At 62.6% G+C, this 12911-nt stretch carries 13 protein-coding genes; 6 read left to right on the top strand and 7 right to left on the bottom strand.

Annotated elements, in window-relative coordinates:
- Positions 1-52: 52 nt before the first annotated feature.
- The 7 genes from K8U54_RS24705 to gltA form a co-directional block, all read right to left on the bottom strand.
- Positions 53-1054 (bottom strand): glutathione S-transferase family protein, encoded by a 1002-nt coding sequence (locus tag K8U54_RS24705; RefSeq protein ID WP_249908254.1) that lies wholly within the window; start codon positions 1052-1054, stop codon positions 53-55.
- A 72-nt stretch (positions 1055-1126) separates the two neighbouring features.
- Entirely contained in the window at positions 1127-2122 is a 996-nt protein-coding gene (locus tag K8U54_RS24700; RefSeq protein ID WP_249908253.1) for a glycosyl transferase family protein, read from the bottom strand.
- Positions 2119-2454 (bottom strand): TusE/DsrC/DsvC family sulfur relay protein, encoded by a 336-nt coding sequence (locus tag K8U54_RS24695; protein ID WP_249908252.1) that lies wholly within the window; start codon positions 2452-2454, stop codon positions 2119-2121. The genes K8U54_RS24700 and K8U54_RS24695 overlap by 4 nt, the downstream gene beginning before the upstream one ends.
- Entirely contained in the window at positions 2451-2747 is a 297-nt protein-coding gene (gene tusB / locus K8U54_RS24690; protein WP_249908251.1) for a sulfurtransferase complex subunit TusB, read from the bottom strand. Before tusB ends, K8U54_RS24695 begins: the two co-directional genes overlap by 4 nt.
- The gene (gene tusC / locus K8U54_RS24685; protein ID WP_249908250.1) at positions 2747-3100 is read right to left on the bottom strand and encodes a sulfurtransferase complex subunit TusC; all 354 of its coding nucleotides are present in this window, start codon (positions 3098-3100) and stop codon (positions 2747-2749) included. The genes tusB and tusC overlap by 1 nt, the downstream gene beginning before the upstream one ends.
- Position 3101: 1 nt before the next feature.
- Positions 3102-3494 carry a sulfurtransferase complex subunit TusD gene (tusD, locus tag K8U54_RS24680; RefSeq protein WP_249908249.1) on the bottom strand — a complete coding sequence of 131 codons (393 nt, stop codon included), beginning with the start codon at positions 3492-3494 and terminating at the stop codon, positions 3102-3104.
- 120 nt (positions 3495-3614) lie between these two features.
- A complete protein-coding gene (gene gltA, locus K8U54_RS24675) occupies positions 3615-4886 on the bottom strand; it encodes a citrate synthase (protein WP_249908248.1) in 1272 nt (423 codons plus the stop codon).
- A gap of 363 nt (positions 4887-5249) precedes the next feature.
- Between gltA and sdhC the strand changes: the two genes are divergently transcribed.
- The 6 genes from sdhC (at position 5250) to odhB (ending at position 12868) form a co-directional block, all read left to right on the top strand.
- Positions 5250-5624 carry a succinate dehydrogenase, cytochrome b556 subunit gene (gene sdhC / locus K8U54_RS24670; RefSeq protein WP_042553720.1) on the top strand — a complete coding sequence of 125 codons (375 nt, stop codon included), beginning with the start codon at positions 5250-5252 and terminating at the stop codon, positions 5622-5624.
- Positions 5618-5986: a succinate dehydrogenase, hydrophobic membrane anchor protein gene (gene sdhD / locus K8U54_RS24665; protein ID WP_073267515.1), complete on the top strand. Its 369-nt coding sequence runs from the start codon at positions 5618-5620 to the stop codon at positions 5984-5986. The genes sdhC and sdhD overlap by 7 nt, the downstream gene beginning before the upstream one ends.
- Before the next feature lie 3 nt (positions 5987-5989).
- A complete protein-coding gene (gene sdhA, locus K8U54_RS24660; RefSeq protein WP_070887734.1) occupies positions 5990-7762 on the top strand; it encodes a succinate dehydrogenase flavoprotein subunit in 1773 nt (590 codons plus the stop codon).
- An 11-nt stretch (positions 7763-7773) separates the two neighbouring features.
- Positions 7774-8493, top strand: a complete 720-nt coding sequence (locus K8U54_RS24655) for a succinate dehydrogenase iron-sulfur subunit (protein WP_013791587.1) — start codon at positions 7774-7776, stop codon at positions 8491-8493.
- Positions 8494-8742: 249 nt separating this feature from the next.
- Positions 8743-11574 carry a 2-oxoglutarate dehydrogenase E1 component gene (locus tag K8U54_RS24650; protein ID WP_249908247.1) on the top strand — a complete coding sequence of 944 codons (2832 nt, stop codon included), beginning with the start codon at positions 8743-8745 and terminating at the stop codon, positions 11572-11574.
- Between the two features lie 70 nt (positions 11575-11644).
- A complete protein-coding gene (gene odhB / locus K8U54_RS24645; protein WP_249908246.1) occupies positions 11645-12868 on the top strand; it encodes a 2-oxoglutarate dehydrogenase complex dihydrolipoyllysine-residue succinyltransferase in 1224 nt (407 codons plus the stop codon).
- The last annotated feature ends 43 nt before the right edge of the window (positions 12869-12911 follow it).

The raw sequence follows: 12911 nt of genomic DNA, 5'->3' as shown, positions 1-12911 counted from the left end.
CGCGAGAAAGAACCCGGTTGCCGCTCTGCTCGACCCAGGCTACAGGTCGTGGTTAAGCCTGACTGTACACACCTTTGCCCGGCAGGCGCTCACGGTCGTGGGGGGCGTCGAAATCCAGCGCCGGGCCCTTGGGCACGATGCCGGTCGGGTTGATGGTCTGGTGGCTGGCGTAGTAGTGGTGCTGGATGTGCCACATGTCCACGGTCGCCGCCACGCCCGGCCACTGGTAGAGCTCGCGCAGCCAGTTACTGAGGTTCGGGTAATCGGCGATGCGCCGCAGGTTGCACTTGAAGTGGCCGTGGTACACGGCGTCGAAGCGCACCAGGGTGGTGAACAGTCGCCAGTCCGCTTCGGTCAGGTACTCGCCAGTCAGGTAGCGCGATTGCCCCAGGCGGGTTTCCAGCACCGACAGCTCCGCGAACAGCTCATCGAACGCTTCTTCGTAGGCCGCCTGGGTGGTGGCAAAACCGGCGCGGTAGACGCCGTTGTTCACTGCCGGGTAGATGCGTGCATTGAGCGCATCGATTTCGCCGCGCAGGGGCTCGGGGTAGAAGTCCAGGCGGTTGCCGGTGATGCCGTCGAACGCCGAGTTGAACATGCGGATGATTTCTGCCGACTCGTTGCTGACGATGCGCTGCTGGCTCTTGTCCCACAGCAGCGGCACGGTGACCCGGCCGGTATAGTCCGGGTCGTCCCTGGTATAGCGCTGATGCAGGAAATCGAAGCCGTCCAGGGCGTCGCCGCTGGAGCCGTGCTCGGTGTCGAAGGTCCAGCCGTTCTCGCGCATCAGCCAACTGACCACCGAGACGTCGATCAACGGCTCGAGGCCCTTGAGCGTGCGCAGGATCAGGGTGCGGTGCGCCCAGGGGCAGGCCAGCGATACGTAGAGGTGATAGCGCCCGGCTTCGGCGGCGAAGCCGCTTTCGCCGGAGGGCCCGGCCGAGCCGTCGGCGGTGATCCAATTGCGCCGCTGGGCGTTCTCGCGCTTGAAGCGCCCGCCCGCGCCGGTGTCGTACCATTGGTCGTGCCATTGGCCTTCGATCAGCAAGCCCATATCGTTCTCCTCCGTCATCTGATGCCTGGAGTCTACCCAGTCAGCTATCGACAGAAGACGTAAAAACCGGGTTCAACGAATCGGCTGGCTCGATAGGTGACGGGCTTGCCAACGCTTTTGCGCCTCGGCGAAGGCCGCGTCGCGTTGCAGCCCCAGGCCACGCAGGGCCAGCGCCATGGTGGCGATGATCGCCAGTTGGCCATAGGCATCCTCGGCTTCGCCGCGCCATACGGCTTGCAGCTGAGCCGGGTCGAGCCGCTCGGGCTTGACGTGGCGACGCTCGGACAGCATCGGCCAGTCCTCGTCCCAGTTCGCGCCGTGTTCGGTGCCGTACAGGTGGCAGATGGCATCCGGGTTGAGTTCGATCTCGCCGCCGTCACCCTTGACCACGATGGCGTGGTCACCAAGCAGCTGGCTGGCCTCGCGGTGCACCGCCTGGTAACCCGGGTGGAAGATGCTCTGCAGGCCACAACCTGCCGCCAGGGGGTTGAGAATGCGCGCCAGGGAATGGATCGGCGAGCGCAGGCCCAGCACGTTGCGCAGGTCGATCATGCGTTGCAGGGCGGGCATCCAGTCGCCCAGGGGCATAAAGGCCAGGTTGCCGGTATCGAGGTTCTGCGAAACCTCAGCCCAGCTGCGACACAGCGGGATATCCAGCTCGCCGAGCAGCTGCTCGCTGTACAGGCGCCCGGCGGTATGCGCGCCGCCGCCGTGCATGAAGATGCGCAGGCCACTGTTTGCCAGCGCCTTGGCGGCGAGCAGGAACCAGGGCAGGTGGCGCTTCTTGCCGGCGTAGGTCGGCCAGTCGAAATCGACCGTGATAGATGGCGCTGCCAGCCGCGCGCGAACCGCTTCGGTGAAGCCGGCCATTTCCTCGGCGCTTTCTTCCTTGTGGCGCAACAGCATCAGAAAGGCGCCGAGCTGGGCATCCTCGACCTGCTCGTCGAGAATCATGCCCATGGCTTCGCGGGCCTCCTCGCGGGTCAGGTTGCGCGCGCCGCGCTTGCCCTTGCCGAGAATGCGCACGAAGGCGGCGAACGGATGTTCTGCGGGGGTGATCAGGTTCATAGGCAATTGGTCGGCTTGGGCAGGCCCGCCAGCTTGGCGGCGAGTTTGGCGGGAGCGCCATTGAACAGGCGGTTGAGGTGCAGGCTGTTGCCCTTGTCCGGCCCCAGCTTGAGGGCCACGTACTTGATCAGCGGGCGGTTGGCCGGCGACAGCTGGAACTCGGCGTAGAAAGTGCGCAGCAGCTCGAGGATCTCCCAGTGTTCGGCGCTCAGCTCAAGGGCTTCGCGCTCGGCCAGGGCCACAGCAGCCTCGGCGGACCAATCCTGCAGATCGAGCAGGTAGCCATCCTTGTCCAGCTCGATGGGGCGCGCGTTGACGATCAGGGTGCTCATAACCAGGTGTTCACCTTGTTGAACTGGCAGGCGAGGGCGACGAAGCCCAGGTAGTCGACCTGTTGGAAGTTTGCCGCAAGCTTGAGCCCGCGGGCCTGGATGTCTTCGTCCAGGGCGTACAGTGCGACGCCCTGCAGCGCTGCCAGCGCTTCGGCGTGGCTGGTGCCAGGCTGGGCAGCGTAGGTGGCGTCGCCGCACAGCAGCAGGCCGTCGCCATGGCCCAGCAGGCGCAGGCAACTGCTCAGGCGGTCATCGCTGAACGGGGAGCTGGAAAGTACGTGCAGGGTCTTCATCACAGGGTGATCACCTGGTCGTAGCGGTCGATAAGGGCGCGCAGGCCGTCGCTGTCCAGGCGCTCGACGGCCAGCGCGGTGTCGCTCAGACCGCGCTGCGCCAGGCTTTGGGCGCAGGCGTATAGCGCTTCCACGCCGAACATCGGCAGGGCCTGCAGGTTGGCGGTCAGGTCCTTCTGCTGCACGGCCTGAGGCGCTTGCCCGACCGCCAGCTGCAACACGCCATCGTCGAGAAACAGCAGGCCGATGGGCAGGTCGAAGGCGCCGCCGGCCAGGGCGATATCCAGCGCTTCGCGGGCGCCTGGGCCGTTCCAGGGCGCCTGGCGGCTGATGACCAGCAGGGATTGGCTCATTTCAGTCGCCTCCAAAGCAGATCAGCCGGTCGGCCTCTTGCGCCGCTTCGTGCAACTGGCCAAGGCCGGACAGCACCCAGGGCGCGGGCAGGTTGGCCGCCTCGCGCTCGTAGCGACGTGCTTCCTGCTCGTCGAGCACGCCGCGGCGCAGGGCGGCGGCAATGCACACCACAGCATCGAGCCCGTGGCCGGCGACGAATTCGCGCCACTGGCGCGCCACGTCGGTTTCATCCTGGGGGCTGACGATGGTGCCCGAGGCGCTGTGCACGCCATCGGCGTAGAAGAACAGGCGCACGATCTGGTGGCCGCCTTGCAGCGCCGCTTCGGCGAAGCGCAGGGCGCGGCGGGAGGAGGGCGCAGACGGCGGCGAAAACAGGGCGATGGCGAATTTCATGAACGGCCCGGTGCTGGAAACAGGGCGCCATGATAAAGCCTGAGCGGGGGCGACAGAAATGAAAAAGCCCATATCCGTGGATATGGGCTTTCTTGTCACAGCCAGCTCAGCGCAAGCGGCTTACTTCTTGATGTCGCGCTGCGTCGGGCCGGTGTACAGCTGGCGCGGACGGCCGATCTTGTACGGGCCGGAGAGCATTTCTTTCCAGTGCGAGATCCAGCCGACGGTGCGCGCCAGGGCGAAGATCACGGTGAACATGCTGGTCGGAATGCCGATCGCCTTGAGGATGATCCCCGAGTAGAAGTCGACGTTCGGGTACAGGTTGCGCTCCTTGAAGTACGGATCGTTACGGGCGATCTCGTCGAGCTTCATCGCCAGTTCCAGCTGCGGGTCGTTGATGCCCAGCTCGGCCAATACTTCGTCGCAGGTCTGCTTCATGACCTGGGCGCGGGGGTCGAAGTTCTTGTAGACGCGGTGACCGAAGCCCATGAGCTTGAACGGGTCGTCCTTGTCCTTGGCCTTGGCGATGAACTTGTCGATGTTCGACACGTCACCGATTTCGTCCAGCATGGCCAGTACGGCTTCGTTGGCACCGCCGTGGGCCGGGCCCCAGAGCGCGGCGATACCGGCAGCGATACAGGCGAACGGGTTGGCACCCGAAGAGCCGGCCAGGCGCACGGTGGAGGTCGAAGCGTTCTGCTCGTGGTCGGCGTGCAGGATGAAGATGCGGTCCATGGCCTTGGCCAGCACGGGGCTGATCGGCTTGGTCTCGCACGGGGTGTTGAACATCATGTGCAGGAAGTTTTCCGCGTAGTTCAGGTCGTTACGCGGGTACATCATCGGCTCGCCCTTGGAGTACTTGTACACCATGGCGGCGATGGTCGGCATCTTGGCGACCAGGCGCATCGCGGAAATGTCGCGGTGCTGCGGGTTCTTGATGTCCAGGGAGTCGTGGTAGAAGGCGGAGAGGGCGCCGACCACGCCACACATGATGGCCATCGGGTGGGCGTCACGACGGAAGCCGTTGAAGAAGGTCTTCAGCTGTTCGTGAACCATGGTGTGGTTCTTGATGGTGCTGACGAACTGGGCCTTCTGCTCTTCGTTCGGCAGTTCGCCGTTGAGCAGCAGGTAGCAGGTCTCCAGGTAGTCGGCTTTCTCGGCCAGTTGCTCGATGGGGTAGCCGCGGTGCAGCAGTACGCCCTTGTCACCATCAATGTAGGTGATCTTCGACTCGCATGAGGCGGTCGACATGAAACCGGGGTCGAAGGTGAAGTTGCCCGTGGCAGTCAGGCTCCGCACGTCGATGACATCTGGGCCAACGGTGCCGGATAAAACGGGCAGCTCTACGGGGGCTGCGCCCTCGATGATCAACTGCGCTTTTTTGTCAGCCATGTGTGGCCTCCTAGTTATGCTTGGAATCATCAGTCGGCCCCCCACGCAGGGCCCGCATCACTATAGTGTTATGAATCTGAAAGTCAATTTGCGAAAACCCAGGCAATAGAAGGGTTTGAGTGCCCTGCCTGCGACAAAAGGGCGCGCCCTATTACGCCATTTCCAGGCTTGACGCAATCGCTATTAGGTCGAGGTAACCGCGTTGTCATTAGCGACCTAACTGTCTATACTCTGCGCCCGACTACCAAGGGCCTTGAGCCCGGTTTCTGGTGGTTGTCACTTCTTGGGTGATGGGTACCTGACCAGTGCGCTTCCCGACAACTCAGCCCTGATAGCTGGGGCTCTCAGTGTGATAATAAAGCCGTGAATAGCCAACGACCTGTAAACTTAGACCTTCGGACGATAAAACTCCCAGTCACTGCTTACACGTCCATTCTTCACCGTATATCTGGCGTGATCCTTTTCCTCGGCATTGCCGTGCTGCTGTTCGGGCTCGACAAGTCGCTGTCTTCGGAAGAGGGCTTCGCGCAGGTGAAAGAATGCTTGACCAGCCCGCTGGCCAAGTTCGTGATCTGGGGACTGTTGTCCGCTCTGCTGTACCACCTGGTGGCCGGTGTGCGCCACCTGATCATGGATGCTGGAGTCGGTGAGACGCTGGAAGGCGGCAAGCTGGGTTCCAAAATCGTTCTCGTCGTATCGGCGATCCTGATCGTGCTGCTGGGGGTATGGATATGGTAACTAACGTCACGAATTTTTCGCGTTCGGGTCTCTACGACTGGATGGCTCAGCGCGTTTCTGCGGTCGTGCTCGCGGCTTATGTCCTGTTTCTGCTGGGCTACATCGTCCTGAATCCAGGCATGGGCTACGCCGAATGGCATGGTCTGTTCTCCAATAATGCAATGCGCATCTTCAGCCTGTTGACCCTCGTTGCACTCGGCGTTCACGCCTGGGTCGGCATGTGGACCATCTCCACCGACTACCTGACGCCGACCGCGCTGGGCAAGTGGGCAACCGTTGTGCGTTTTCTGTTCCAGGCCACGTGTGGCATCGCCATGTTCGTGTTCTTCGTCTGGGGCGTGCAGATTCTTTGGGGTTTCTGATTCATGACTAGCATTCGTACTCTTTCCTATGACGCCATCATCGTCGGTGGTGGCGGTGCCGGTATGCGCGCTGCGTTGCAGCTGGCGCAAGGCGGTCACAAGACAGCAGTGGTCACCAAGGTCTTCCCGACCCGTTCTCACACCGTTTCCGCCCAGGGCGGTATCACCTGTGCCATCGCCTCGAACGACCCGAACGATGACTGGCGCTGGCACATGTACGACACCGTCAAGGGTTCCGACTACATCGGTGACCAGGACGCGATCGAATACATGTGTTCCGTCGGCCCGGAAGCGGTGTTCGAACTCGAGCACATGGGGCTGCCGTTCTCCCGTACCGAGCAGGGCCGCATCTACCAGCGTCCGTTCGGTGGCCAGTCCAAGGGGCCGGACAACCCGACCCAGGCTGCCCGTACCTGCGCTGCTGCCGACCGTACCGGTCACGCCCTGCTGCACACCCTGTACCAGGCCAACCTGAAGGCCGGTACCTCGTTCCTCAACGAGTGGTATGCAGTCGATCTGGTCAAGAACCAGGACGGCGCCATCGTCGGCGTCATCGCCATCTGCATCGAAACCGGCGAAACCGTCTACATCCGTTCCAAGGCCGTGGTGCTGGCCACTGGCGGTGCCGGCCGTATCTACGCCTCCACCACCAACGCCCTGATCAACACCGGTGACGGCGTGGGCATGGCCCTGCGTGCCGGCGTGCCGGTGCAGGACATCGAGATGTGGCAGTTCCACCCGACCGGTATCGCCGGCGCCGGTGTACTGGTTACCGAAGGCTGCCGTGGTGAGGGTGGTTACCTGATCAACGCCCATGGCGAGCGCTTCATGGAACGTTATGCGCCCAACGCCAAGGACCTCGCCGGCCGTGACGTGGTGGCCCGTTCCATGGTCAAGGAAGTGATCGCCGGCAACGGCTGTGGCCCGAACAAGGACCACGTACTGCTCAAGCTCGATCACCTCGGTGAGGAAGTGCTGCACAGCCGCCTGCCAGGCATCTGCGAACTGTCCAAGACCTTCGCACACGTCGACCCGGTGGTTGCACCCGTTCCGGTCATCCCGACCTGCCACTACATGATGGGCGGCGTTGCCACCAACATCCATGGTCAGGCCATCACCCAGGACGCCAACGGCAACGACAGGATCATCGAAGGTCTGTTCGCGGTGGGCGAAGTGGCGTGCGTGTCGGTGCACGGTGCCAACCGTCTGGGCGGCAACTCGCTGCTCGACCTGGTGGTATTCGGCCGCGCCGCCGGCCTGCACCTGGAAAAAGCGCTGAAAGAAGGCGTGGAAGTCCGCGGTGCCAGCGAAACCGACATCGAGCTGTCGCTGGGCCGTCTGGCTGGCGTCAACGAGCGCAGCAGCGGTGAAGACGTCGCCACCCTCAAGCGCGAGCTGCAGTCGTGCATGCAGAACTACTTCGGCGTATTCCGTACCGGCGAATACATGAAGAAGGGCATCGCTCAGCTGTCCGACCTGCGCGAGCGCATCGCCAAGGTCAAGATCAACGACAAGAGCCAGGCCTTCAACACCGCGCGTATCGAAGCGCTGGAGCTGCAGAACCTGCTGGAAGTCGCCGAAGCCACTGCCATCGCAGCCGACACCCGTACCGAGTCCCGCGGCGCCCACGCCCGTGAAGACTTCGAGGACCGTGACGACACCAACTGGTTGTGCCACAGCCTGTACTTCCCAGGTGAGAAACGTGTCGCCAAGCGCGATGTCAACTTCTCGCCGAAGACCGTACCGGCGTTTGAACCCAAAGTTCGTACTTATTAAGGGTGGCTACCATGTCTCTTGGCAAAAGCTTGAAAGTCAGCGTTTATCGCTACAACCCGGAAGCGGACAAAGCGCCGTTCATGCAGGACTTCGACATCACCATCGATGGCAAGGACCTGATGGTGCTGGACATCCTGGCCCTGATCAAGGAGCAGGACGAAGGTTTCTCCTATCGTCGCTCCTGCCGTGAAGGCGTATGCGGTTCCGACGGCATGAACATCAGCGGCAAGAACGGCCTGGCCTGCATCACGCCGATCTCCAGCGTGGTCAAGGGCAACAAGCTGGTGATCCGTCCGCTGCCCGGCCTGCCGGTCATTCGTGACCTGGTGGTCGACATGAGCATCTTCTACAAGCAGTACGAGAAGGTGCAGCCGTTCCTGCAGAACGACACCCCGGCGCCGGCCATCGAGCGCCTGCAGTCGCCGGAAGAGCGCGAGAAGCTCGACGGCCTGTACGAGTGCATCCTGTGCGCCTGCTGCTCGACCAGCTGCCCGTCGTTCTGGTGGAACCCCGACAAGTTCCTGGGCCCGGCTGCTCTGCTGCAGGCCTACCGGTTCCTGGCCGACAGCCGTGATACCAAGACCGCGGAACGATTGGCATCGCTCGATGATCCATTCAGTGTGTTCCGCTGCCGCGGGATCATGAACTGCGTGAACGTGTGCCCCAAGGGTCTGAACCCCACCAAGGCCATCGGTCACGTACGCAACATGTTGCTGCAAAGCGGTACCTGATTCACCGTTCTTTAGCTGTACCCGTAACGCCTGCCGCACCGACGTAATGTCGGTGTTGCAGTATCGCCAGGGCGTTGGCCTAGCCGCCGACGCCCTTATACGAAAAATATGACGACCAGCAGGGGCATTCGGGCTGGTGCCCGGACTATCTGCGGGATTCTTGGTGGCTTGCTGAAGTCGCTGCAACATGACTTCGAAAGCCAGTCGGTGTCCTCGCCGGTGGTGTCCCCTTACCGAGGGTGACCAAGCATGCAAGAAAGCGTGATGCAGCGCATGTGGGACAGTGCCCACCTATCCGGTGGTAACGCTGCCTACGTGGAGGAGCTCTATGAGCTCTACCTGCACGATCCCAACGCCGTGCCGGAAGAGTGGCGCACTTATTTCGATAAGTTGCCGTCCGAAGGCAGCACCGCCAATGACGTATCGCACTCGACGATTCGTGATCATTTCGTGTTGCTGGCCAAGAACCAGCGTCGCGCGCAGCCGGCTTCTGCCGGGACCGTGAGCAGCGAACACGAGAAGAAGCAGGTCGAAGTGTTGCGGTTGATTCAGGCATTCCGCATGCGTGGCCACCAGGCGGCTCAGCTCGATCCGCTTGGGCTGTGGCAGCGCCCTGTTCCTGCTGATCTGTCGATCAGCCATTACAGCCTTACCGACGCGGATCTGGATACCACCTTCCGCACGGGTGGTCTGGCAATCGGCAAAGAAGAAGCCACTTTGCGGGAAATCCGCGACGCTTTGCATCAGACATATTGTCGCACCATCGGCTCCGAGTTCACCCACATCGTCGATTCCGATCAGCGCAGCTGGTTCCAGCAGCGCCTGGAAAGCGTACGCGGCCGCCCGCAGGTTTCCGCCGAGGTGCAGAGCCATCTGCTCGAGCGTCTGACCGCCGCCGAAGGCCTGGAAAAGTACCTGGGCACCAAGTACCCGGGCACCAAGCGCTTTGGTCTGGAAGGTGGCGAGAGCCTGATTCCGCTGCTCGATGAAATCATCCAGCGCAGCGGTTCCTACGGCACCAAGGAAATCGTCATCGGCATGGCCCACCGTGGCCGTCTGAACGTGCTGGTCAACACCTTCGGCAAGAACCCGCGCGACCTGTTCGACGAGTTCGAGGGCAAGAAGGTCGAGGGCCTGAGCTCCGGTGACGTGAAATACCACCAGGGTTTCTCGTCCAACGTGATGACCCAGGGCGGTGAGGTTCACCTGGCGCTGGCGTTCAACCCGTCTCACCTGGAAATCGTCTCTCCGGTGGTCGAGGGCTCGGTACGGGCGCGTCAGGATCGTCGTAACGACGCCGTGGGCGACAAGGTACTGCCGATCTCCATCCACGGTGACGCGGCGTTCGCCGGTCAGGGCGTGGTCATGGAAACCTTCCAGATGTCGCAGACCCGTGCCTACAAGACGGGTGGCACCATCCACATCGTGATCAACAACCAGGTCGGCTTCACCACCAACCGGGCCGACGACGCGCGCTCCACCGAGTACGCCACCGACGTTGCCAAGATGATCCAGGCGCCGATCTTCCACGTGAATGGCGATGATCCGGAAGCCGTGCTGTTCGTCACCCAATTGGCCGTCGATTACCGCATGCAGTACAAACGTGACGTGGTCATCGACCTGGTCTGCTACCGTCGCCGTGGCCACAACGAGGCCGACGAGCCGAGCGGCACCCAGCCGCTGATGTACCAGCAGATCGCCAAGCAGCGCACCACCCGTGAGCTGTATGCCGATGCGCTGAGCCAGTCCGGCAGCCTCGATGTCGATGCCATCCAGGCCAAGGTGGACGATTACCGTACCGCCCTGGACAACGGTCAGCACGTGGTCAAGAGCCTGGTCAAGGAGCCGAACAAGGAGCTGTTCGTCGATTGGCGTCCGTACCTGGGCCATGCCTGGACCGCGCGTCATGACACGCGTTTCGATCTCAAGACCCTGCAGGAGCTGTCCAACAAGCTGCTGGAGACGCCGGACGGTTTCGTGGTTCAGCGTCAGGTCACCAAGATCTACGAAGACCGCGCCAAGATGGGCGCCGGCGGCCTGCCGCTGAACTGGGGCTACGCCGAAACCATGGCCTACGCGACCCTGCTGGTCGAAGGTCACCCGATCCGTATCACCGGTCAGGACGTTGGTCGCGGCACCTTCTCGCACCGCCATGCGCAGTTGCACAACCAGAAGGACGGCACTTCCTACCTGCCGCTGCAACACCTGTACGAAGGTCAGCCGCGCTTCGACCTGTACGACTCCTTCCTCTCGGAAGAAGCCGTGTTGGCCTTCGAATACGGTTACGCCACCACCACGCCGAACGCGCTGGTGATCTGGGAAGCCCAGTTCGGCGACTTCGCCAACGGTGCCCAGGTGGTGTTCGACCAGTTCATTTCCAGTGGCGAAACCAAGTGGGGCCGTCTGTGCGGCCTGACCATGCTGTTGCCGCACGGTTATGAAGGGCAGGGCCCGGAGCACTCCTCGGCGCGTCTGGAGCGTTACCTGCAGCTGTGCGCAGAGCACAACATCCAGGTGGCGGTACCGACCACGCCGGCGCAGATCTACCACCTGCTGCGTCGCCAGGTCATTCGCCCGCTGCGCAAGCCGCTGGTCGTGCTGACACCGAAGTCGCTGCTGCGCCACAAGCTGGCCGTGTCGACCCTGGAAGATCTCGCCGAAGGCTCGTTCCAGACCGTTATTCCGGAAATCGACGCGATCGATCCGAAGAAGGTCGAGCGCCTGGTGCTGTGCAGCGGCAAGGTCTATTACGACCTGCTGGAAAAACGCCGTGCCGAAGGCCGCGAAGACATCGCCATCGTGCGGATCGAGCAGCTGTATCCGTTCCCTGAAGACGACCTGGCCGAGATTCTTGCGCCGTACAAGAACCTCAAGCACATCGTCTGGTGTCAGGAAGAGCCGATGAACCAGGGCGCCTGGTATTGCAGCCAGCACCACATGCGTCGTGCCGCTGCGGCGCACAAGAAGTCGCTGGTGCTCGAGTATGCCGGGCGTGATGCGTCGGCCGCCCCGGCCTGCGGTTACGCGTCCATGCACGCCGAGCAGCAGGAAAAACTGCTGCAGGATGCCTTCACCGTTTAACGCCATCGCGAAGGAGGCGGCCCGCTGAGGCCGCTTCCTCGAAATCACCGAATTTAAGGAAAAGAACACAATGGCTATCGAGATCAAAGCCCCTACATTCCCGGAATCGGTCGCCGACGGCACCGTGGCCACCTGGCACAAGAAGCCGGGCGAAGCGGTCAAGCGCGATGAGCTGATCGTCGACATCGAAACCGACAAGGTGGTGATCGAAGTACTGGCCGAGGCCGACGGTGTAGTCGCCGAAATCATCAAGAACGAAGGCGATACCGTCCTCTCCAACGAAGTACTGGGCAAGCTGACCGAGGGTGGCGCTGCCGCCGCCGCACCGGCTGCTGCGCCTGCGCAAGCCGCTGCCGCGCCGGCTCAGGCCGCCGCTGCACCTGCCGCTGGCGACGACCAGATCCTCTCGCCGGCCGCTCGCAAGCTGGCCGAAGAGAACGGTATCGACCCGAACAGCCTCAGCGGTTCGGGCAAGGGCGGCCGGGTGACCAAGGAAGACGTGGTCGCCGCCGTCGAGGCCAAGAAGAACGCGCCGGCCGCCAAGCCGGCTGCCGCCGCCACTGCAGCGCCGGTGGTCAGTGGTGCTGGCGACCGCACCGAGAAGCGCGTGCCGATGACCCGCGTGCGCGCCACCGTTGCCCGTCGTCTGGTCGAAGCCCAATCGAACATGGCGATGCTGACCACCTTCAACGAAGTCGACATGTCCGAGATCATGGCGCTGCGTTCGAAGTACAAGGACCAGTTCGAGAAAGCCCACAACGGCACCCGCCTGGGCTTCATGTCGTTCTTCGTCAAGGCGGCTACCGAGGCGCTGAAGCGTCTGCCGGCGGTCAACGCCTCGATCGATGGCAACGACATCGTCTACCATGGCTACCAGGACATCGGCGTAGCCGTTTCCAGCGACCGTGGTCTGGTGGTTCCGGTTCTGCGTAACGCCGAACTCATGGGCCTGGCCGACATCGAAGCCGGCATCGCTGCCTACGGCAAGAAAGCCCGTGACGGCAAGCTGTCGATCGAGGAGATGACTGGCGGCACCTTCACCATCACCAACGGTGGTACCTTCGGTTCGATGATGTCGACGCCGATCGTCAACCCGCCGCAGGCTGCGATCCTGGGCATGCACAACATCATCCAGCGCCCGGTTGCCGTGAACGGCCAGGTAGTGATTCGCCCGATGATGTACCTGGCGCTGTCCTACGATCACCGCCTGATCGATGGTAAAGAAGCCGTGACCTTCCTGGTGACCATCAAGAACCTGCTGGAAGACCCAGCGCGTCTGCTGCTGGACATCTAATACACCAGCCTCAAGCTGCAAGCGCCACGCTTCAAGAGAAGCG

The organism is Pseudomonas fulva (assembly GCF_023517795.1).
In the GTDB taxonomy this organism is placed as follows: Bacteria; Pseudomonadota; Gammaproteobacteria; order Pseudomonadales; family Pseudomonadaceae; genus Aquipseudomonas; species Aquipseudomonas fulva_D.
Note: the sequence above shows the minus strand (reverse complement) of the source record. Positions and strands in the feature narration are given on the sequence as shown.

Coding starts and splice junctions, on each gene's coding strand:
- K8U54_RS24700 (WP_249908253.1), bottom strand. CDS start 2,122: ATGAACCTGATCACCCCCGCAGAACATCCGTTCGCCGCCTTCGTGCGC.
- sdhA (WP_070887734.1), top strand. CDS start 5,990: ATGACTAGCATTCGTACTCTTTCCTATGACGCCATCATCGTCGGTGGT.
- tusC (WP_249908250.1), bottom strand. CDS start 3,100: ATGAGCCAATCCCTGCTGGTCATCAGCCGCCAGGCGCCCTGGAACGGC.
- K8U54_RS24650 (WP_249908247.1), top strand. CDS start 8,743: ATGCAAGAAAGCGTGATGCAGCGCATGTGGGACAGTGCCCACCTATCC.
- sdhD (WP_073267515.1), top strand. CDS start 5,618: ATGGTAACTAACGTCACGAATTTTTCGCGTTCGGGTCTCTACGACTGG.
- K8U54_RS24695 (WP_249908252.1), bottom strand. CDS start 2,454: ATGAGCACCCTGATCGTCAACGCGCGCCCCATCGAGCTGGACAAGGAT.
- K8U54_RS24705 (WP_249908254.1), bottom strand. CDS start 1,054: ATGGGCTTGCTGATCGAAGGCCAATGGCACGACCAATGGTACGACACC.
- tusD (WP_249908249.1), bottom strand. CDS start 3,494: ATGAAATTCGCCATCGCCCTGTTTTCGCCGCCGTCTGCGCCCTCCTCC.
- odhB (WP_249908246.1), top strand. CDS start 11,645: ATGGCTATCGAGATCAAAGCCCCTACATTCCCGGAATCGGTCGCCGAC.
- gltA (WP_249908248.1), bottom strand. CDS start 4,886: ATGGCTGACAAAAAAGCGCAGTTGATCATCGAGGGCGCAGCCCCCGTA.
- tusB (WP_249908251.1), bottom strand. CDS start 2,747: ATGAAGACCCTGCACGTACTTTCCAGCTCCCCGTTCAGCGATGACCGC.
- K8U54_RS24655 (WP_013791587.1), top strand. CDS start 7,774: ATGTCTCTTGGCAAAAGCTTGAAAGTCAGCGTTTATCGCTACAACCCG.